Genomic DNA, 19,253 nt, shown 5'->3' on the forward strand with positions numbered 1-19,253 from the left:
CGCTTCGGGCCCGCTCGCACCGCCGCTGGCTGCCCTTTGACTTTGGGACCGCGTTACCGTGGGATGGCACCATGACGAAGAACTACCGCATTGCCCTCATCCCAGGCGACGGAATCGGCCACGAGGTCCTCCCCCCGGCCCGGGCCGTGCTTGACGCCGTGGCACCGCGCCACGGAATCAGCCTGGCCTACGACGAATATGACTGGTCCTGCCAGCGGTATCTGGAGAAGGGCGCCATGATGCCCGAGGACGGGCTGGACCAGATCCGCGGACATGATTCCATCCTGCTTGGAGCGGTTGGCTGGCCCGGAGTGCCGGACCACGTGAGTCTGTGGGGGCTGCTGATTCCCATCCGCAGGGAGTTCCGGCAGTACGTCAACCTGCGGCCCATCCGGGTTCTGAACGGTGTCCCCAGCCCCCTGCGCGCGGAGCTGACCGAACCGGGGGTGGACTTTGTGGTGGTGCGGGAAAACAGTGAGGGTGAGTACTCGGAGATCGGCGGGCGCATGAACCGCGGACTGCCCTCGGAAATGGCCATCCAGGAATCAATCTTCACCCGCCGGGGCGTCACCCGGATTCTGGATTATGCCTTTGACCTGGCCGGACAGCGCAGGGGCATCCTGACCTCAGCCACCAAATCCAACGGCATCATCCACACCATGCCCTTCTGGGACGAGCTGCTGCAGGAACGGGCGGCGGATTACCCCGGGGTGCAGTGGAACCAGGAACACATCGACGCCCTGGCCGCGAAGGTGGTGCTGAACCCCTCCCGCTTCGACGTCATCGTGGGATCGAACCTCTTCGGGGACATCCTCAGCGACCTTGCCGCAGCCATTGCCGGCAGCATCGGCATTGCTCCCTCCGCCAACCTCAACCCGGAGCGGGAGTACCCCTCCATGTTTGAGCCTGTCCACGGTTCAGCCCCGGACATCTACGGCCAGGGGGTCGCCAATCCCCTCGGCGCCATCTGGTCCGCGTCCATGATGCTGGATCACCTGGGCCACGCGGAGGCCGGAGCCGAGGTGCTTGAAGCAGTTTTTGGTGTGCTTGCTGAATCCCCGGTACGGACCCGGGATCTGGGCGGCACTGCCGGCACCGAGGAATTCACCCGGGAAATCCTCAACCGGATTGGCTAGTCCCGCAGGGGAAGGGGGTGCCGGGCTTCCGGGAACGGCGCGGCGTCTTGCACTTCGCCTCCCGCGGGCCAAGGTGGAGCCATGAGTAAACAACCGGGATCAGTCATCGTCGTGGGCGCGGGCAGCGGAGTGGGGCTTGCGGTGGCCCGCCGTTTCTCCCGGGACGGGGCGAACGTAGGACTGATAGCCCGGTCAGCACAGCACCTGGATGAGCTGTCCTCCGCACTGCACTCCGAGGGAGTCCAGTGCGAATGGATAGCAGCCGACGCCGGGCAGCCGGACCAGCTTCGGACCGCCATCCGCGAACTCGTCAGCCGTCTCGGTCCTGCCGATGTTCTTTGCTACAGCCCCCTGCCGGCGGTGGGGCTGATCAGGCCTGTGCTGCAAACCGGTCCCGAGGACCTAATGGCCTCCCTGTCACTCAGCGTGGGCGGGGCGGCAGCGGCAGTGACCGAACTGGTGCCGGGAATGATCACCCGCGGAGCGGGAAGCCTGCTGTTCACCACGGGCAGCGGTGCCCTGCGCCCGCACCCGGACCGGGCCGCCAGCGCCGTGGGAACAACAGCGGAAACGGCTTACATCGCCCTCCTGCATGACGCGCTGAAGCCGGCGGGAATTCGGGTGGTCCAGCTGGCCGTGGCGGGTCCGGTCGGCAGCGGCGCGGTCCATGAGCCGGCAGATGTCGCAGACGCTCTGTGGGCAGCTTCCCGTGAGGACTCGTCCGGCCCGCTCACCGTCCTGGACAACCTTTCAGCGCCTCAATGACGGCGTCAGTGACCTCTTCCGTATCCGCGGTTCCGCCCACGTCCGCCGTGGTGCAGCCGGCCGCCGTGACGGCTTCCACCGCGCCCTGAAGCCTGCGGGCGGCAGCGGGCAGGCCCAGGTGCTCCAGCATCAGCGCTCCGCTCAGAATGGCGCCAACCGGGTTGCAGATGCCGCGGCCGGCGATGTCCGGGGCGGAGCCGTGGACCGGCTCAAACATGGAGGGAAAGCGCCGCTCCGGATTGAGGTTCGCGCTCGCCGCCAAACCCAAGCTGCCGGCGAGCGCCGAGCCCAGGTCGGAGAGGATGTCAGCAAACAGGTTGGAGGCCACCACCACGGACAAGTCCTCCGGATGCAGGACAAATCTGGCGCTCATGGCATCCACCAGGACACTCTCCGACTGAACGTCCGGGTAATCCGCGGCCACCCGGTGAAATACGTCATCCCAGAGCACTGAACCGTACTGCTGGGCATTGGACTTGGTCACGCTGGAGACCCTGCGCACCGTACGGGTACGGGCCAGGTCAAAAGCGAAACGGATGATGCGCTCGCAGCCCTTCTCCGTAAAGAGCGCCGTCTGCACCGCCACTTCATTGCCCGGGCCCCGACCGGAAAGATTGCGTCCCCCCAGACCGGCGTATTCGCCTTCGCTGTTTTCCCGGACCACCACCCAGTCCAGCGGCATCCGGTCCGCCTTGCGCAGCGGAGACTCGATGCCGGGCAGGAATGTCACCGGGCGCACGTTGGCCCATTGGTCGAAGTTCTGCGTGATGTTGAGCCGGAGTCCCCACAGGCTCACATGGTCCGGAACGTTCTCCCAGCCCACGGCGCCGAAGTAGATCGCGTCGAAGTTCCGCAGCCGCTGGAGCCCGTCCGGGTCCATCATGAGTCCGTGCTGTGCATAGTATTCGGATCCCCAGGGGAAGTCTGTCCAATCAAACCCGAAGCGGGGCTCGTCCCTTCCTGCTGCGGACTGGCCGGCGAGCGCGTCCAGGACGCGCCTTCCGGCGGCAATTACTTCCTTCCCCACGCCGTCGGCCGGGATAGCCGCAATACGATAGATCCTTGGTCCGGCCATCTCCTGCTCCCGCCTTCAGCGTCCATTGTCCCCTCCACTAGAGCGGGCCGGGGCGGCGGGCGTCAAAGACCGAATCCGCATCCGATCAATAGGTGTTTTCTATCAGGGAACGGCAGCGGCCTCCGGTCGCGCGGCGACGGCAAGGAAGGCCCGTGCGGCCGGGGTCAGATCGGAGGCGCGGCTGAGGGCGGAGACGTACAGGTACACGGCCGGTTCAATGCGGGCTGTCCGCAGTCCGGCCTGCCGGGCCAGCGGAGCCCACGACGACGGCAGGACGGCGTGCCCGAGGCCGGCCAGGACCAGCGGGAGGACAGAGGTTCGGTGCGCCACCTCCACGGCGATTTCCAGGTCAACGCCGTTCACCACGGCCTCATCCACCGCCCACCGCATCAGTGATCCGCGCTGCGAGACCACCATCCGCTGGCCGGAGAGGTCCTCCCACGCCAGCACCAGTTTGCCGGCGCCGTCGTCGTTGTCCATGTCCTTGCCTTTGTCCAGCTCTGCGCTTGTGCCCTCGGGGAGGACGGCATCCGGATTGAGGACCAGAATCAGCGGCTGCCGGTCCAGCGGCAGCACGTCGATGTCCGCCGCCCGGAAGGGCCGGTCAGAACCGAGCAACCCAATCTCGGAACTTCCGTCACGGACCGCCGCCACTACATCATCGCGGGTGAAGGCCGCCGCAATGTTGACGGTGACCGTCGGATGGGTGCGTGCATAAGCGGCAATGATCGAGGTCAGCGGCTCAATTCCGGGCGAAGGCATGGCGATGACGTCCAGCCGCCCCCGGCGCATGCCCTTAAGCTCGTCGATTGCCGAGCGGGCGGCGTCGAGGTCGCGGACGACGACGCGCGCCGGGCCCACCAGTTCGCGGCCTGCCTCGCTGAGCACCACGTTGCGCCCCACCCGGTGAAAGAGCGGAACCCCCAAATCCCGTTCCAGGCTTTTGATGGTCTGCGAGAGGGACGGTTGTGCGATGAGCAGCCGCTCTGCTGCCCGGGTGAACCCCTGGTGGTCCACTACGGCCAGGAAGTACTTCAGGTGCCTGACGTCCACGCGGGCTCCCTTGCAGTCGGGTGAACGGATCCGGGGCCGGATGCCGCGGCGATGCAGTGGCGCCGTCCCATTGGTTTCGCCTATGGGGAAGTAGACAACAGGTTTTGGACGCGGCACAAGGGACTGGGCCATAGTGAACGCAATTCAACGAGGAAGGACTCCGACGTGTACACACAGCAGCCGGCTCCAACCGAAGATTCGGGGGCTCCGCAGCGCACGGATGTGCGGGCAGCCCTCTTGGGCGGGACCACGTTCCGCAGCCTGAGCGAACAGACCCTCTCTCCGCGGGAGGAGAAGTTTGAACGCACCAGGCAAACCATCGGACTGTTCCTCGCCCCCGTCGTCGCCGTTGTCTTTGCCCTGCTGCCGCTGAATTTGGACTTGCGGCAGCATCTGCTGGCCGCGGTTCTGCTGGGCGTCATTGTCCTGTGGATCTGTGAACCGGTGCCCATCCCCATTGGCGGGCTGATTGGAGTCGCTGCGGTTGTGGTGCTGGGAGTGGCGCCGGCCAGTGCCGTCCTGGCGCCCTTCGGTTCCACCACCATCTTCACGTTTATCGGCGCTTTCATCCTGGCCCAGGCCATGCTCAAACACGGGATCGCCCAGCGCCTGGCCTTTGCCGTGCTGTCCGCTCCGGGTGTCGGCAAGTCCACGTACCGGGTGGTGATTGCCTTCGGCGTGATCACCTGCCTGCTCTCCGCCTTTGTCTCCAACACCGCTACGGTGGCCATGCTGATGCCCACCGCCCTGGGCGTACTGGTGGTGATTGCCCAGCTAATGCAGGACCGCGGCATGGTGAAAGCGGATTTCGATCCGCTGCGGCTGCGCGTCGGTGCAGCCCTGCTGCTGATGCTCGCCTACGGAGCCAGCGTGGGCGGGCTGCTCACTCCGGTTGGCTCGCCGCCGAACCTGATCGGGCGGGGGCTCATTGAAGAGGCAACCGGAGTGCGGATTTCCTTTGCCCAGTGGATGGCCATCGCTGCGCCCGTCTGCTTGGCCATGTTCGTGGTGCTGGCGCTGGTCATGCTGCTGCTGAACCGGCCCGAGATCCGCCGGCTGGAGGGCGTGGAGGAGTATGTGCGCGAACAGCGTGCGGCGCAGGGCAAGATGTCCCGGGCTGAGGTCAACACGCTGATCGCCTTCGGCGTGACGGTGACCCTGTGGCTGGCTCCCGCCGTTGCAAGCCTGATCGGAGGCACCGAGTCGGAAGCATACATATTCCTGGACGACCGTCTGGATGAAGGAATTGTGGCCGTCATCGGCGCCTCCCTGCTGTTCATCCTGCCGGTGAACTGGAAGCAGCGGCAGGCCACGCTGACCTGGGCAGATGCGGCGAAGATCGACTGGGGAACCATTCTGCTCTTTGGCACCGGAATCATCTTCGGTGCGCTGCTTGCCGAAACCGGTCTTGCCGAAACCATTGGCCAGGGCGCCTCAGACAACCTGAACATCACCAACATTGTGGCCATTACGGCCTTTTCCGCGGTCCTGGCCATCCTGATCTCCGAAACCACGTCCAATACCGCCTCCGCCGCAGTGATCGTGCCCATTGTCATCCCGCTGTGCCAGGCCATCGGCGTCGATCCCTTTGTTCCGGCGCTGGCCGCCACCTTCGCCGCGTCCTTCGGGTTCATGCTGCCGGTCTCCACACCGCAGAACGCCATCGTGTACGGGACGGGAGCCGTACCCATCACCCGGATGATCCGCACCGGGCTGTTCTTCGACATTCTGGGAGCCGCCCTGATCGTCACGATCGTGCCGGTGATGATCGCCGTGGTCGGGATCGGCGGTTAGCTTCCCTGTCCGGCCCAGCCGGTGAGGTCCAGCAGGCGTGCGGCGACGACGGCGGCGCTTGAGGTGTCCGTGTCGATCCGGTGCACCCAGCCGGGTGTGTCCCGGTCCAGGGCCGCTGCAGCGGCCCTGCTTCTTACCACGTGTTCCTGCAGCGTGCTGCCGGATTCGCGGGAGGCCAGCCGTACTCCTGCGCACCCGTCGGAGGCGCGCAGGAGTACAGCGTGAACGCGGGGGCTGTCCCCCATGGCCGCTGAGAGTTCAGCCGTTTCGCGCACGGCCACGGTGTTGGTGTAGATCAGGCGCCGGTAGCCGAGGGCCCGGTAATTGCGCCACATGGCGGCCAGGTTCACGGCCGCCAGTCCCTGCGGCCACGGGGAGGGTTCCTGCCAGGGTGCCGGATACGCCAGGTCAAGGTTGTCCCCTTCAATGACCGCGTGCCGGATCTTATGGCGGCTGAGCAGCGCATGCAGTTCCAGGGCGGCGGCGCTCTTGCCCACGCCGGACCGTCCGCCGATGAAAAGGACCTCGGATTCCGGCTGCAGGGACATGGCGTCCAAGCTATCAGCAGCGGCGGCGGTCTTCGGGCGCCATGGCCGCGATGCTGTTCCCCTGTTCTGCGTTTCCCACCGCCGGTGCCCGGCTTTCCTCTTGCGAAGGAACGGTTCAACGGAAAGACTTCCTCCACACGCCCGCCTTGAAAGGAACCGTCATGCCCCATGTCACTGTAGGGACCGAAAACACCGGCGACATCAACCTCTACTACCAGGACCAGGGGTCGGGGCAACCGGTGCTGCTGATCCACGGATATCCTCTGGACGGCGACTCGTGGGAGCGGCAGACCAGGGCCCTGCTGGGCGGCGGCTACCGGGTGATTACGTACGACCGGCGCGGTTTCGGGCGGTCAAGCCAGCCCAACACGGGCTATGACTATGACACTTTTGCCGATGATCTTGCCGCCGTCATCAACGAACTGGACCTGCAGGACGTGGTGCTGGTGGGCTTCTCCATGGGAACCGGTGAGCTCGCCCGCTATGTTGGCCGGCACGGAACCGACCGGATCAGCGGCCTGGCCTTTCTGTCCTCGCTGGAACCGTTCCTGCTGCAGACCGATGACAATCCGACCGGAGTGCCGGCCGAGGTCTTCGAAGGCATCGTCGCGGCCGCACAGGACGACCGCTTTGCCTGGTTCGACAATTTCTTCTCGGACTTCTACAACCTGTCGGAGAACCTCGGTACCCGCATCAGCGAGGAGGCTGTCCGGGGCAGCTGGAACGTGGCCGCGGGAAGCGCTCCGCGGGCCGCCTACGCCGTCGTGCCGTCCTGGCTCACCGATTTCCGGGACGACGTCGCCAAGGTCCGGGAATCAGGGCTTCCGGTGCTGATCCTGCACGGTACGGAGGATAATATCCTGCCCATCGATGCGACCGGGAGGCCGTTCTCAGCGGCGCTGCCGGATGCCCGCTACGTTGAGGTGGAGGGCGCCCCGCACGGTTTGCTGTGGACGCATGCCGATGACGTCAACGCTGCGCTGCTGGACTTCCTGAACAGCTGAGCCCTGCTATCCGGTGATCTTGTACTTTTCGCGGTCCTGTTCGTCCAGGATGACCTGCTCTTCCACCGTCATGGCGCTCCCGCCGCGGCTGACGGGCATCCACCAGGCCCCGGGCTCGGGCTTCACCGGATAAGTGTCGATGCAGTGGTCCATGCCGGACTGCAGGATTTTCTGCAGCTTCTCGGTTTCTTCGGCCACTGAGGCATCCGTGGCAACCCGCAGCATGGGACTGACATGGATGCGGACCGGCGTCTTCCAGACGGACTTCAGGCTCAGGCCGTGGCCTCCGCGCGTGAGCATGCGGTGGCTTCCCCACACGGAGACGGGAATGATCGGCACTCCTGCTTCGGCTGCCATGCGCACGGCGCCGGTCTTGAGTTTGCGGACGCTGAAGCTGCGGCTGACACCGGCTTCAGGCAGCACCGCCAGGTATTCGCCGCGGCGCAGGGCTTCCACGGACTCGGTGTACGCGGCGGCGCCGTCGGACCGGTCAACGACGATGTGCTCGCACATGTCGCAGACAGCTTTGACGAACGGCTTGCGCGCTGCCTTCTTGGTGACCAGAAAGCGCATGTGGGCCTTGAGCTTCTTCCACACCAGTAACTCGGCGAAGGCAAAGTCCAGATAACCGAAGTGGGTGATCGCCACGACCGCTCCCTTGCCCGGCACGGCGGTGCGCGTCAGGCCCCGGATTTCCTCATCGGCGGGAAGATTCTCCAGGCCGGAGGGGAGAACGGGAATCCGGAGGGCTTTGAAGGACAGGACCCCGGTCAGGACAATGCTGCGGTAGACGTACTTGTTGGGGCGAAACTTCAACGTCATCTCCTCGTCGGTAATCCGGACAGGACAATGATTCTATCCGGTCGGTGTCCGCTCCGTTGAACCGGCGTATAGCAGGTGACGGCCGCCTTTCGGCGGTACGTGTCTGCCATCCGGGCGGCACACCCGGTTATCGTGACGTATGGCCTGGCGAAACCTGACACGCGTGCGCGGTGGACGGAACCCCCTGCGCGCGTACCCGGTTTACTTCGACGAAGCCCAGCGCCTCGATGCCCGGCTGGGAGAGGTCGATTGGGCCGCTCCTCCGGCAGGCTCGGTTTCCCGCACGTTCCACGCGCCCAGCGGCCCACTGGCCATGCGGACCATGGGGGCCGAGACCGATCCGCCCGTGCTCCTGGTTCCGGGGGCGATGGGGTCCAAGGAGGACTTTGCGCTGATGATGCCGTTGTTGGCCGCGGCGGGATATTACGTCCTCAGTTATGACCTGGCCGGGCAGTATGAGTCGTCCCCCGCCGGACCGGAGCATCTGAGCCCGCCGCAGGACCATTACAGCTATGACCTGTTCGTGAACGACCTCCTGGCCGTCCTCGAGTCGCTTTCCGGTGCAGCGCACGTCCTGGGCTACTCCTTCGCCGGGATTGTGGCGCAGATTGCCCTGCAGCGCCGCCCCGGCCTCTTCCGTTCGCTGTGCCTGCTCAGCTGTCCCCCGGTTCCCGGCCAGAGTTTCCGCACCGTCAGCCGGGTGGGCAGGTTCAGCCCGCTGGTCAATGACAAGATGCATGCCGGGCTCATCGTCTGGGGCATCCGACGGAACTTTGTGGGCGTGCCTGCCGCACGCATGGAGTTCATCCGCCACCGCTTCGACTACACCCGCAAGGATTCGCTTCAGGACATCGTGTCGCTGATGAAGCGCTCACCGGATCTGCGGCAAACCCTGGCTGCCGCTGCGCTGCCCAAGCTGGTGGCCGTAGGCCGGGCGGACGTGTGGCCGCTTTATCAGCACTATGCATTTGCCCGGGCCATAGGCGCCGGATTTGCCGTCTACGGAACCGGACACGGGCCGTGCGAGGACGCGCCGCACCAGCTCAGCCGCGATCTCCTCGGGCTCTACGAGCAGGCCCGCTAGGGACGCGCGCGCGACGGCGGGCAAGCGGCGGCTCCGCCCGAAAATTTAAGTCAAAAGTCTGCCAGGCCATGACCAGCCGGCGGCGCAGCCCGCTCCAGTCATCAAACGGCCGGGCGGAGACCCCAACGCGCAGGGTCGGGTCATACAGGACGGACATCCACGGGCGAATCTGGTAACTCAAATCCAGATCATCGTGGACCTGCGGCAGGTCACGGTGGACGCGCTCGCGCAGCTGCTTCCACATGGGCGCGGACAGGGCAAAGTTGGAACCGAACAGGGGCGGGTGGCCCAGGAGCAGGCCGACGACGCGGATGTAACCGCCAATGTAGACAGTCCGCCCAATCCACCTCGTGAGGCGGTTGCCTCCGTAAAAATCCCCGGGGCCCGTTACCGCAGTCATGGGCCCCTGAGCTTCGAGGATCTTTTCCACCCGCTCCAGCCAGTCCGGCGGCGGGACCGAGTCTGCATCCAGTCTGGCCAGGATGTCCCCGGCGGCGGCGTCGAACCCGGCCGCCGTTGCCCCGGCGATTCCCGGAACGTCCAGGGGCACCCGCCGGACCCCCGCGGCGGCGCACACGGCGTCCGTTCCGTCCGTGCTGCCGTTGTCCACCACTACGATTTCCTCCGGCTGCCGGGTCTGCCGCTGAACGGCCGCCAAACAGGCAGACAGCATCGGTGCATCGTTCCGGGACGGGATAACCACCGAGATTGTAGGCATGGTGTCAGACTGTAGCGGCCTGCCGTCCCGGCGGAAATGCTCCGTGCCGCAGTGGCTGCGGTGCCGTCCTATTTAGTCCCGCGGTCCTGCTGATAGACGTCCGGGATGCCGTCGCCGTCGTCGTCCGTGTCTTCTTCGGCTTCAACGGCGCGGTAGTGGCGGTTGCGCGGCGTGAGGACCAGGGCGGCCAGCAGTGCGGCCACAACGGAGGCGGTGAGGATCCCCACCTTGGCGTGGTCATTGGCAATGGTTCCGGAGCCGAAGCTCAGGTCCGCCACCAGCAGGGACACGGTGAAGCCGATGCCGGCGAGCACTGCCACGCCGAACAAATCGATCCACTTGAAGGACGTATCCAGCCGGGCCTTGGTCAGTTTCGTCAGCAGCCAGGTGGTGCCCAGGATGCCGATGGGCTTGCCCAGCACCAGGCCGGCAATGATGCCCAGGGAGATGGGATCCGTCAATGAGGACATGAAGCCGTCCCAGCCGCCCACGGCCACTCCGGCGGAGAAGAACGCGAAGACCGGTACGGCGAATCCGGCCGAGATGGGGCGGAACCGGTGCTCGAAGATTTCGGAAAGGCCGGGACCGGCTTCGGGTCCGCCGCTGGCCTGGCTGCGGATGACGGGAACAGCGAAGCCCAGCAGGACGCCGGCAACGGTCGCGTGGATGCCGGAGGAATGCACCAGGGCCCAGACGACGACGCCGATGGGCAGCAGGATGAACCAGGCGGCGCTTGCTTTCAGCCCGAAGAAGCGGCGGTACTTCTGTGCCAGGAAGGTGTAGACGGCAAGGCCGGCAACAGCCAGCAGCAGCGGGGTGATCTTCAGTTCATCGGTATAGAAGACAGCGATGATGGTGATGGCCAGCAGGTCATCCACCACAGCCAGGGTCAGCAGGAAGATCCGCAGGGCGGAAGGCAGATGAGAGCCGATAATGGCCAGGACGGCTACGGCAAAGGCGATGTCAGTGGCGGTGGGGACCGCCCAGCCGGTGAGGCTTTCGGGATTGCCGAGATTGATGGCGGCGTAGATGGCGGCCGGAACGGCCACACCACCGACGGCGGCAGCCACCGGGACGATCGCCTTGCTGATGTTGCGCAGGTCGCCCGCGACGAATTCGCGTTTCAGCTCCAAGCCCACCAGGAAGAAGAACACGGCAAGAAGCCCGTCCGCAGCCCAAGCCCCCAGGCTCAGCTGCAGGTGCCACGGCTCGTAGCCGATCTCGAAGTCCCGCAGCGCGAAGTAGCTGTCCGAAAGCGGCGAGTTGGCCCAGATGATGGCAATGAGCGCTGCCGCTACCAGCAGCATGCCGCCAACGGTTTCCTTGCGCAGGATTTCGCTGATGCGAAGCTTTTCGCTGTAGCTGCCGCGGCTGAACAGGCGTCCGCCTTCAGCTGCCGGCTTTGGGGAGGTATTGGGCTGCACGGAAATCTCCTGAAAATGCGGTCGACAATGTTGTTGCCGACCAGACTTCCCGGCGCACCTTCGTTCCACCCTACGGGAAATCGGGAGTGCGCTCCAATCCGCAGCGGCTGCCGGGAACTGCGTCATCAGGCGTTTCGACGGCGGCCTTTCCGCCGGCCAGGCGGATGCAGCAGTCGGCTGTGGCGGCCTGGGCGGCGTCGTGGGTGGACTGCAGGACCGTGACTCCCCTGCGCACTTCAGCCCGCAGGACCTCATTGATCAGCTGCAGCGCCGACTGGTCCAGGCTGGCATCAGGTTCATCGAGCAGCAGCACGGCGGAGTCCTGCGCCAGGCCCTGTGCCACCAGTGCACGCTGGCGCTGGCCGCCGGAAAGTTCCCCGAGCGGACGGTCCGCCAACTCCCGGATTCCCAGCCGTTCCATGGCCTCCTCCACGGCGCGCCGATCCTTCGCCGTCGTTCTGCCGAGGAGTCCGGAGTGTGCCCACCGGCCCATGCCCACGGCACCCTGCACGGTGATGGGAAAAGCGTCGGGCACCGCGGAGCGCTGCACCACAAGCGCGGCACGGCCGGGGATATGTGCCTGCACCCGGCCGGCATGGGGTTTGTGCACGCCCGCCAGCAGGGACAGCAGCGTCGATTTGCCGGCCCCGTTGCCGCCGACCAGGGCGGTCAGCGCGCCTCGGGGCACGGCAAGGGACAGATCCGTGAACACTGCCCGGCTCCGGTATCCGAAGGCCACTGATTGAACGGTGAAGGCCTGCATGAATCTCCTCAGATGGGGATGAAAGGTCTTATTGCGATTGATTCTCATTATCTATTGTAGGGTTTCTCTCGTGATGACTTGGTTGCTTGAACCGTTCGCGGTTGTTTTTGTCCAGCGGGCACTGATTGCCGGTGTGCTGGCGGCTGTGCTTTGTGCCGTGGCCGGCACCTGGATTGTGCTGCGGGGGATGGCATTCCTGGGTGATGCAATGTCCCACGGAATGCTTCCGGGTGTTGCTGCGGCAACGCTTCTCGGGGTCAACCCGCTGCTCGGAGCGGCAGTCAGCGCCGCACTGATGGCTGCCGGAATGAGTGCGGCGACCCGCAGCGGACGCATGTCCCAGGACACGGCCATCGGAATGCTCTTTGCCGGGATGCTCGCCCTGGGGGTCATCATTATTTCCCGCTCGGGATCCTTTGCAGTGGATCTGGCCGGCATCCTTTTTGGCGACATCCTCGCTGTCCGGCCTCGGGACCTGGCCGTCCTCGCCGCCGGACTGCTGGTGACGTGCCTGCTGGCGCTGGCTTTCCACCGCGCTTTTGCCGCGGCTGCCTTCGACCCGCGCAAGGCACAGACTCTGGGCCTGCGTCCCGGCCTGGCGCACACCGCCCTGATGGCTCTGATGATCATCGCGGTCTCTGTCTCGTTCCAGGTGGTCGGAACACTGCTGGTGTTCGGCCTGCTCATCGCCCCGCCGGCAGCTGCGCGGCTGTGGACCACAACGATTCCGGCGATGATGCTTCTCGCCTCAGCCATCGGAACGGCGGCCGTTGCCGCCGGGCTCCTGCTCTCCTGGCACGCCTCCACTGCCGCTGGGGCAAGCATCACCGCCGTGGCAGTCCTCGCTTTTTTCCTGTCTGCGGCCCTCCGGCCGCTGGTACGCGCGGCCCGCGCGGCCCGCGGAGGAAGCGACGACGGCGACGGCGGCATCCGCCCGGAACCACCACCACTTCCAACTGCAGTTCCAATTTCCGACGTTCTGCCCGTCCCCCGCCCCGACACAAGGAGCCACCCGTGATCCATCATTCCGCCGTCCCCTCCCCGGGCCTTTTGCCGCCGCCGGGACCTGCCCCCGGTTCCATCCGCCGCACTGCACCTGCGCGGATCAGCGGCGCAGTGGCTGCCCTGTCTGCCGCAGCCCTGCTCCTGACGGGGTGCATGGCGCCGGCAGGCAGCCCTGCTGGGCCCGCTTCGTCCGGCCCGCCGGCGGCGGAAACACCGCACGGCTACGTTGCCGGCGCCGCGGAGGCTGCCGAACCGCAGGCGCGGCTGACCGCGGTCGCTGCAGACGGGCAGGTTAGCGTGACCGATCCGGCCGACGAATCGGTCACCGAACTGGGCACGTTCCCGGGCGTCAAAGCGGCAACCGGCACCGGCCGCTTCGTCTTCCTGTCGAACCCCGAGGACGGAACGGTCCACGTTGTGGATGCAGGGGGCTGGACCGTCAATCACGGAGACCACCGGCATTATTACTCCGCGGAGCCCCGCGTGGCCGGAAGCATCAACGGTCCGGACCCGGGGAGCATAGAGAGCAATGACGGCCGTTCCGCCGTGTTCTTCGGTGACGGCACCGTGGCCGTGCTGGACCATGAAGACCTGGGCGCCGGTACCGTGACCGAAACCCGTTTCACCGTCGCGGCGCACCGAGGGGTGGCCATACCCTTTGGGGACTCCGTCCTTGTCTCAGTTGCGGAGCCGGGAGCGGAACGTGCCTCCGCCGTCGGGCTCTATTCCGCCGACGGACGGCGGGCCGGCATTACCGGCGCACGGTGCCCGGAACTTGAGGGGCACGCAGTGACCCGCACGGGTGCTGTCTTTGGCTGTGCGGACGGAGCCCTGGTCATTACCGCCGGAGACTCCGGTGCTCCTGTGGCCCGGCACGTTCCGTACCCGGACACAGACGACGGCGCTGCCCCGGGCGTCGAGAGGGCACGCGCGTTTGACCACCGCCCCGGTTCCAACGAACTGGCCGCCGTGGCCGGAACCGCAGGGGCCTGGCATTTTGACGCGGCCGCTGAAGCCTGGCAGCTGCTTGCCACACCCGAGCCGCTGCTGACAGCGGCAGCCGCAGGCGACGGCACCCGCGTCCTGGGACTGGGAACGGGCGGCACTCTCTTTGCCCTGAACACGGGCCCCGTCCCGGCGGTTAGCCCGGTGGACACCAGCCGGCACCTCCTGGCCGGCCCAGCCGCACCGGACACCGTGCCCGGCCTGGAGATTGACCTGGAACGCGCCTACATCAATGACGAACACTCCGGATCCATCGTCGAGATCGACTATGCCGACGGCCTGCGGACCGCCCGTGAACTGGATCCCGGCCTGCCCGCCCGCCTGATCGTGGAGACGGGACGATGAGGGCCGGCCGAACCCTGGCCTGCGTCCTGGCCGCCTGCACGGCACTTACGGGCTGTGCTGCGCTCACCGGAGCAGAGGAAAAACCGGGAACGATTGTGGTGACCACGAACATCCTGGGGGATCTGGTCTCCAACATCGTCGGCACGGAGGCCGATGTCGTGGTGCTCATGCAGCCGGGGGCAGACCCGCATTCCTTCGGCATCTCCGCACAGCAGGCGGCCCGGCTGGAGTCAGCTGATCTCCTGATCTACAACGGACTCGGCCTGGAAGAGGGAGTGCTGCGCCACGTCGAAGCCGCTGCGGACCAGGGCGTGCCCGTCCTTGCGGTGGCTGACGTCCCGGATCCGCTGCCGTTCGCGGCCGGAACCGGCGCCGGGGACGGAGCTGCCGACCTGCCGGACCCGCACTTCTGGACCGATCCGCAGCGCGTATCAGACGCAGTTGACCTGATTGCCGACGCCGTCACCGCCAACGTGCCGTCCGCGGATCCGGACACGGTCCGGGAAAACACGGCGGAATACGGCGGCCGGATCGATGAACTCGATGCCTGGATGGAATCCTCATTCTCCCGCATCCCCGCGCAGCGGCGGCAGCTCGTCACCAACCACCACGTCTTTGGCTACTTCGCATCCCGGTTTGGCTTCACCGTCACCGGTGCCGTCATTCCCGGCGGCACCACCTTGGCCTCCCCCAGCTCTTCGGACCTGGAAGAGCTCGCGGGGGAAATCCGGGAGGCCTCCGTGCCCGCCATCTTCATCGACTCGTCGCAGCCGGACCGCCTGGCCCAGGTGCTGGCCCGGGAAGCGGGGCTGGACGTCGCCGTCGTCGGCCTCTTCACCGAATCCCTCGGCGCTGCCGGCTCCGGTGCCGAGACGTACCTGGACATGATGCGCACCAACACGGAGCGCATCACCGCCGCGCTCACCCGCTGACCCGCACATCCACCGCCCACTGTTTTGACCCAACCGAAAGAAGGAACCATGAACACCCGCACCCTTCCCCGCCTGGCAGTGCTCTCCGTTGCTGCGCTCCTGCTTGGCGGCTGCGCCGCGCAGCCGCCAAGTGAATCCGCAGCCGCGGACCCCTCGGAGACGCACCAGGCGACCCCGGCCGCCGATGCGTCGCCGCGCCTGGTCACCACCTACGACGGCGGCGTCGCCGTCCTTGACGCCGGGACGCTGCAGGTCCTGGCCGAGTTCGAGATGGAAGGCTTCAACCGCGTCAATCCCGCCGGTGACGGGCGCCATGTCATTATCTCCACCGCCGATGCTTTCAAGGTTCTGGACACCGGTGCCTGGACCGAAGACGACGGCGCCCGCCAAGTTGCCGAACCGGTGCTGACCGGCATTGAATTCGCTGCCAGCAAACCGGGCCACGTGGTGCACCATGCCGGCCGGACCGTTCTTTTCAGCGACGGCACGGGCGTCGTGGAATCCTTTGCAACCGCCGATCTGGCCGGAGGCAGGCCCGAGACCCAAATCCACACTGCAGCGCAGGCCCACCACGGAGTTGCTGTGGAGCTGGCAAACGGGGAGCTGGTCCTCACCCTCGGAAACGATGAGCAGCGCCCCGGAATTGCCGTCCTCGATGCAGACCGCAGCGAAATCCTCCGCAACGAGGACTGCCCCGGAGTGCACGGGGAGGCCACTGCCGCGAATGAAGCCGTGGTGATCGGCTGTGAGACCGGTGTCCTGGTCTATGCCGACGGGGCCATCACCAAGATTTCCAGTCCCGATGCCTACGGCAGGATCGGCAACCAGACCGGGTCGGAGGAATCACCGGTGACCCTGGGAGACTACAAGTCCGATCCCGATGCCGAATTGGAACGGCCGCAGCGGATCTCACTGGTCAACACCGCCACCAAGCAGCTGCAGCTCGTGGATTTGGGCACCAGCTACAGCTTCAGGTCACTGGCCCGCGGTCCGCACGGCGAGGCCCTGGTCCTGGGCACCGACGGCGCGCTGCACAGCATCGATCCTGACAGCGGTGAGATCACGGCGAGCACCCCGGTCATTGCTGCGTGGGAAGAGCCGCTGGAATGGCAGCAGCCGCGGCCCACGCTGACCGTGGTGGACCACACCGCGTACATCACGGACCCCGCCGCCAACACCATTTCGGCCGTGGACATTGAGTCCGGAACTGTCACCGAAAGCGGCGTGCTGGAGCACACCCCCAATGAGCTGACCGGGGTTACCGGGTAACCGGCACAAGGTGCGGGCGGGGTTCGGCTGCAGGCCGGACCCCGCCCGCAGGCGCGGCTAGTCCCGCTTCCGCGCCCGGCTGGGCTGGACCCGCATCGGTTCGCCGGGCATCTTGGGATAGTCCGGCGGAAACGGCATCTCCCCCAGCCCGTTGTCCAGGTCCCGTTGCCACCACTGCAGCAGCACGTCGATGCTGCCGGGGTTGGCACCCATGTCCGCCCACGGATCCCCCAGGGTCCGCAGCCGTTCCGGAACAGTCAGGACGGTGAACTCGCGCGGGTCGGCGCCCTCCAGTTCGTCCCAGCGCAGCGGGGTGGACACCGGCGCGTGCGGCAGCGCCCGGGGGCTGTAGGCACCGGCAATGGTGCGGTCCCGGTTGGCCTGGTTGAAATCGACAAAGATCTTCTGTCCCCGTTCCTCTTTCCACCAGGCCGTGGTGACGTGCTCAGGCATGCGGCGAACAAGTTCGCGCGCGGCGGCAATCACGGCGTGCCGGACGTCGAGGAACTCATGGTCCGGGGTGATGGGTGCGTACACGTGCAGGCCGCGGTTTCCGGATGTCTTGATGAAGGCGTCCAGGCCGGCTTCAGCCAGGACGCCGCGCAGCTCAAAGGCGGCCCGGACGGCGTCGTCGAACCCGGTTCCCGGCTGGGGGTCCAGATCGATGCGCAGCTGGTCCGGGTTGTCGGTGTTCTCGGTCCGCGAGGGCCAGGGGTGGAACACCACGGTGTTCATCTGCACCGCCCAAACGGCGGCAGCCGGCTCATCCAGGACCAGCTGCGGATGGGCCCGGGCGCTGGGATAGGTCACCGTGACGGCACGGATAAAGTCCGGCGCGCCCTTGGGCGGATTTTTCGAGAAGAACTGTTCGCCGTCGATCCCGTCCGGAAACCGCTGCAGCGACACCGGGCGGTCGCCGTTGGCGGCAATGAATGCCTCACCGACCTCCGCCGTGTACTTCGCCAGGTCCAGCTTGGTCAGCCCCAGTTCGGGCCACAGGATACGGTCCGGACTGGAGATGCGCATGTCGCGCCCGCCGTTCGGACCAGGGACAGTCAGGGTGGTTGCTTTGCCGGCCATGGCCATAACCTACAGCACCGGACGGTCCCGGAGACCGGCGGGCGTCCAGGCCGCGGTCTTTAGGCCGGGGCGTCCCCCGAAGTTCCCGCGCTGCGGCGGTAGTGCTTGTGGCCGTGGACAAAGTGATACAGCACAGTGGTCGCCAGAATGCAGCCGGCCAGCAGCCAGTACATGCCGTGGAACCCGGTCACGGAGATGAGGGCGCCCAGGGCCAGCGGGCCCAGGCCCACGCCCGCGTCCAGCATGATGAAGTACGTGGAGGTGGCCAGCCCAATGCGGTGCGGCGGGGCCATGGTGACTGCAATGGCCTGGGCGGTGGGAACCAGGGTGCCGAAGCCCATGCCCACAAACACTCCCGCAGCTGCCAGCACCAGGCCGTTGGGTGCCCACGCCAGCATGGCCAGGCCGACGGCGAAAGAGACCAGGGTGGGATAGATGACGGCGTTGTCCCCGTAGAGGTCGTGCAGGCGGCCCATGAACAGGCGGGAAACCAGCACCACAGCGGCGTAGACCAGGAAGAACGAGCTGGCCGCGGCCACCAGGTTCTCCTCCTGGGCATAGGAGTTCACGAAGGTCAGGATTCCGGCATAGGAGGCGCCGGCAACAAACATGACGGAGGCAATGGCCAGGGCGGCCGGATCCAGGATGTCCGTAAAGCGGAGGTGCCATTTGCGGGCCTGTTCCACCGGTGTGGGCGTGCGTTCGGGAAGGCGAAGCATCAGGGCGACAATCAGGGCCAGGGCTGCGCAGGCTGCACTGGCCAGGAACAGGAAATCGTAGGTCATGGTGTCCACGATCAGCACGGCCAGGAACGGTCCGACGGCGGTGGCCAGCGTAGTGGAAATGCCGAAGTATCCGGTGCCTTCTCCGCGGCGGCGGCGCGGAATCAATCCCATGACAGATGCGGAAATGGAGGTGCTGGCTGCGCCGAACGCGGCTCCGTGAAGGAGCCGGATGGCCAGCAGCGCGGCGAGGCTGTCCGCCAGCGGATAGAGCAGTGCAGCACCGGTAAAGACCACAAGTCCGCCCAGGAGCAGCCGCCGGCGCCCTACGAAGTCCAGGAACTTGCCGCTGAAGACCCTGGCTGCGAGGGCTCCGACAACAAAGGAGCCTGAGGCAAAACCGGAGGCGCTGTCCGAGGCGGAGAACTGCTCAACGGCATACAGTGCCATGGTGGTCATCAACAGGTAGAACACCAGGAAAAGGAAAAAGTTGGTGATAATGGCAAGGACGAAACCCTTGGTCCACAGTCTCTGGTCGGGTTTCTTCGCGCCGGGCGTCACGCATACTCCTGTTGCTTTGTTCTGTTACGAGGGTCTTGGGGCCGGAACAAGCTGCTGGACCGGCCAATCAACGCTACGCCCGCTGAAAATGAGAGCGAAATCCAGAGCGGTGCATGTGCTCCTTCTCTCACCGGCTTTCCAGCCGGCC

18 protein-coding genes are annotated in these 19,253 nt (G+C 66.2%); 9 read left to right on the plus strand and 9 right to left on the minus strand.

Annotation, left to right across the window (positions count from 1 at the left end):
* Nucleotides 1-71: 71 nt before the first annotated feature.
* Both ACIQXM_RS06710 and ACIQXM_RS06715 read left to right on the plus strand, forming a co-directional pair.
* Nucleotides 72-1,136, plus strand: coding sequence for a tartrate dehydrogenase (locus tag ACIQXM_RS06710; RefSeq protein WP_400929364.1), 1,065 nt, complete (start codon nucleotides 72-74; stop codon nucleotides 1,134-1,136).
* Nucleotides 1,137-1,217: 81 nt separating this feature from the next.
* The gene (locus ACIQXM_RS06715; RefSeq protein ID WP_400929367.1) at nucleotides 1,218-1,901 is read left to right on the plus strand and encodes an SDR family NAD(P)-dependent oxidoreductase; all 684 of its coding nucleotides are present in this window, start codon (nucleotides 1,218-1,220) and stop codon (nucleotides 1,899-1,901) included.
* Here ACIQXM_RS06715 and ACIQXM_RS06720 read toward each other — a convergent pair.
* Both ACIQXM_RS06720 and ACIQXM_RS06725 read right to left on the minus strand, forming a co-directional pair.
* Complete coding sequence (locus ACIQXM_RS06720) at nucleotides 1,867-2,976, minus strand: tartrate dehydrogenase (protein ID WP_400929369.1); 1,110 nt, start codon at nucleotides 2,974-2,976, stop codon at nucleotides 1,867-1,869. The two genes, ACIQXM_RS06715 and ACIQXM_RS06720, sit on opposite strands and share 35 nt — an antisense overlap.
* A 102-nt stretch (nucleotides 2,977-3,078) precedes the next feature.
* The gene (locus tag ACIQXM_RS06725; protein ID WP_400929372.1) at nucleotides 3,079-4,029 is read right to left on the minus strand and encodes a LysR family transcriptional regulator; all 951 of its coding nucleotides are present in this window, start codon (nucleotides 4,027-4,029) and stop codon (nucleotides 3,079-3,081) included.
* A gap of 165 nt (nucleotides 4,030-4,194) precedes the next feature.
* Between ACIQXM_RS06725 and ACIQXM_RS06730 the strand changes: the two genes are divergently transcribed.
* Nucleotides 4,195-5,823 carry an SLC13 family permease gene (locus tag ACIQXM_RS06730; protein WP_400929375.1) on the plus strand — a complete coding sequence of 543 codons (1,629 nt, stop codon included), beginning with the start codon at nucleotides 4,195-4,197 and terminating at the stop codon, nucleotides 5,821-5,823.
* Here ACIQXM_RS06730 and ACIQXM_RS06735 read toward each other — a convergent pair.
* On the minus strand, nucleotides 5,820-6,371 hold the full coding sequence (locus ACIQXM_RS06735; RefSeq protein ID WP_400929377.1) for an ATPase: 552 nt from the start codon (nucleotides 6,369-6,371) through the stop codon (nucleotides 5,820-5,822). The two genes, ACIQXM_RS06730 and ACIQXM_RS06735, sit on opposite strands and share 4 nt — an antisense overlap.
* 161 nt (nucleotides 6,372-6,532) lie before the next feature.
* Between ACIQXM_RS06735 and ACIQXM_RS06740 the strand changes: the two genes are divergently transcribed.
* Entirely contained in the window at nucleotides 6,533-7,375 is an 843-nt protein-coding gene (locus tag ACIQXM_RS06740) for an alpha/beta fold hydrolase (RefSeq protein WP_400929380.1), read from the plus strand.
* Between the two features lie 6 nt (nucleotides 7,376-7,381).
* On the opposite strand, the gene ACIQXM_RS06745 is transcribed toward ACIQXM_RS06740, so the two are convergent.
* Nucleotides 7,382-8,197 carry a lysophospholipid acyltransferase family protein gene (locus ACIQXM_RS06745; RefSeq protein WP_400929384.1) on the minus strand — a complete coding sequence of 272 codons (816 nt, stop codon included), beginning with the start codon at nucleotides 8,195-8,197 and terminating at the stop codon, nucleotides 7,382-7,384.
* A 139-nt stretch (nucleotides 8,198-8,336) separates the two neighbouring features.
* On the opposite strand from ACIQXM_RS06745, the gene ACIQXM_RS06750 reads away from it, so the two are divergent.
* Nucleotides 8,337-9,281, plus strand: a complete 945-nt coding sequence (locus ACIQXM_RS06750; RefSeq protein WP_400929387.1) for an alpha/beta fold hydrolase — start codon at nucleotides 8,337-8,339, stop codon at nucleotides 9,279-9,281.
* Here the strand turns inward: ACIQXM_RS06750 and ACIQXM_RS06755 are convergent.
* The 3 genes from ACIQXM_RS06755 to aztA form a co-directional block, all read right to left on the minus strand.
* The gene (locus tag ACIQXM_RS06755) at nucleotides 9,241-9,999 is read right to left on the minus strand and encodes a glycosyltransferase family 2 protein (protein ID WP_400929390.1); all 759 of its coding nucleotides are present in this window, start codon (nucleotides 9,997-9,999) and stop codon (nucleotides 9,241-9,243) included. The genes ACIQXM_RS06750 and ACIQXM_RS06755 overlap by 41 nt on opposite strands.
* Before the next feature lie 68 nt (nucleotides 10,000-10,067).
* On the minus strand, nucleotides 10,068-11,423 hold the full coding sequence (gene nhaA / locus ACIQXM_RS06760) for a Na+/H+ antiporter NhaA (RefSeq protein ID WP_400929393.1): 1,356 nt from the start codon (nucleotides 11,421-11,423) through the stop codon (nucleotides 10,068-10,070).
* Between the two features lie 70 nt (nucleotides 11,424-11,493).
* A complete protein-coding gene (gene aztA / locus ACIQXM_RS06765; RefSeq protein ID WP_400929396.1) occupies nucleotides 11,494-12,186 on the minus strand; it encodes a zinc ABC transporter ATP-binding protein AztA in 693 nt (230 codons plus the stop codon).
* 73 nt (nucleotides 12,187-12,259) lie between these two features.
* Here aztA and aztB point away from each other — a divergent pair, with 73 nt between their 5' ends.
* Genes aztB through aztD form a run of 4 tightly spaced genes read left to right on the plus strand, consistent with a single transcriptional unit; the run spans nucleotide 12,260 to nucleotide 16,742 of the window.
* Nucleotides 12,260-13,204: a zinc ABC transporter permease AztB gene (gene aztB, locus ACIQXM_RS06770; RefSeq protein ID WP_400929398.1), complete on the plus strand. Its 945-nt coding sequence runs from the start codon at nucleotides 12,260-12,262 to the stop codon at nucleotides 13,202-13,204.
* Entirely contained in the window at nucleotides 13,201-14,541 is a 1,341-nt protein-coding gene (locus ACIQXM_RS06775) for a hypothetical protein (protein WP_400929401.1), read from the plus strand. Before aztB ends, ACIQXM_RS06775 begins: the two co-directional genes overlap by 4 nt.
* The gene (gene aztC / locus ACIQXM_RS06780) at nucleotides 14,538-15,473 is read left to right on the plus strand and encodes a zinc ABC transporter substrate-binding protein AztC (RefSeq protein WP_400929404.1); all 936 of its coding nucleotides are present in this window, start codon (nucleotides 14,538-14,540) and stop codon (nucleotides 15,471-15,473) included. Before ACIQXM_RS06775 ends, aztC begins: the two co-directional genes overlap by 4 nt.
* A 48-nt stretch (nucleotides 15,474-15,521) precedes the next feature.
* On the plus strand, nucleotides 15,522-16,742 hold the full coding sequence (gene aztD / locus ACIQXM_RS06785; protein WP_400929407.1) for a zinc metallochaperone AztD: 1,221 nt from the start codon (nucleotides 15,522-15,524) through the stop codon (nucleotides 16,740-16,742).
* A gap of 57 nt (nucleotides 16,743-16,799) precedes the next feature.
* On the opposite strand, the gene ligD is transcribed toward aztD, so the two are convergent.
* Together ligD and ACIQXM_RS06795 are read right to left on the minus strand one after the other, a co-directional pair.
* Nucleotides 16,800-17,822 (minus strand): non-homologous end-joining DNA ligase, encoded by a 1,023-nt coding sequence (ligD, locus tag ACIQXM_RS06790; RefSeq protein ID WP_400929410.1) that lies wholly within the window; start codon nucleotides 17,820-17,822, stop codon nucleotides 16,800-16,802.
* 59 nt (nucleotides 17,823-17,881) lie between these two features.
* Entirely contained in the window at nucleotides 17,882-19,105 is a 1,224-nt protein-coding gene (locus ACIQXM_RS06795) for an MFS transporter (RefSeq protein WP_400929413.1), read from the minus strand.
* Nucleotides 19,106-19,253 lie beyond the last annotated feature (148 nt).

Origin of the sequence: Arthrobacter sp. NPDC097144, assembly GCF_044762205.1 — a bacterium.
GTDB lineage: Bacteria > Actinomycetota > Actinomycetes > Actinomycetales > Micrococcaceae > Arthrobacter_B.

What these genes read in the sequence shown, in the direction of transcription:
- ACIQXM_RS06710 (WP_400929364.1), top strand. Translation starts at nt 72, where the DNA reads ATGACGAAGAACTACCGCATTGCCCTCATCCCAGGCGACGGAATCGGC.
- ACIQXM_RS06715 (WP_400929367.1), top strand. Translation starts at nt 1,218, where the DNA reads ATGAGTAAACAACCGGGATCAGTCATCGTCGTGGGCGCGGGCAGCGGA.
- ACIQXM_RS06720 (WP_400929369.1), bottom strand. Translation starts at nt 2,976, where the DNA reads ATGGCCGGACCAAGGATCTATCGTATTGCGGCTATCCCGGCCGACGGC.
- ACIQXM_RS06735 (WP_400929377.1), bottom strand. Translation starts at nt 6,371, where the DNA reads ATGTCCCTGCAGCCGGAATCCGAGGTCCTTTTCATCGGCGGACGGTCC.
- ACIQXM_RS06740 (WP_400929380.1), top strand. Translation starts at nt 6,533, where the DNA reads ATGCCCCATGTCACTGTAGGGACCGAAAACACCGGCGACATCAACCTC.
- ACIQXM_RS06745 (WP_400929384.1), bottom strand. Translation starts at nt 8,197, where the DNA reads ATGACGTTGAAGTTTCGCCCCAACAAGTACGTCTACCGCAGCATTGTC.
- ACIQXM_RS06750 (WP_400929387.1), top strand. Translation starts at nt 8,337, where the DNA reads ATGGCCTGGCGAAACCTGACACGCGTGCGCGGTGGACGGAACCCCCTG.
- ACIQXM_RS06755 (WP_400929390.1), bottom strand. Translation starts at nt 9,999, where the DNA reads ATGCCTACAATCTCGGTGGTTATCCCGTCCCGGAACGATGCACCGATG.
- aztA (WP_400929396.1), bottom strand. Translation starts at nt 12,186, where the DNA reads ATGCAGGCCTTCACCGTTCAATCAGTGGCCTTCGGATACCGGAGCCGG.
- aztB (WP_400929398.1), top strand. Translation starts at nt 12,260, where the DNA reads ATGACTTGGTTGCTTGAACCGTTCGCGGTTGTTTTTGTCCAGCGGGCA.
- aztC (WP_400929404.1), top strand. Translation starts at nt 14,538, where the DNA reads ATGAGGGCCGGCCGAACCCTGGCCTGCGTCCTGGCCGCCTGCACGGCA.
- aztD (WP_400929407.1), top strand. Translation starts at nt 15,522, where the DNA reads ATGAACACCCGCACCCTTCCCCGCCTGGCAGTGCTCTCCGTTGCTGCG.
- ligD (WP_400929410.1), bottom strand. Translation starts at nt 17,822, where the DNA reads ATGGCCGGCAAAGCAACCACCCTGACTGTCCCTGGTCCGAACGGCGGG.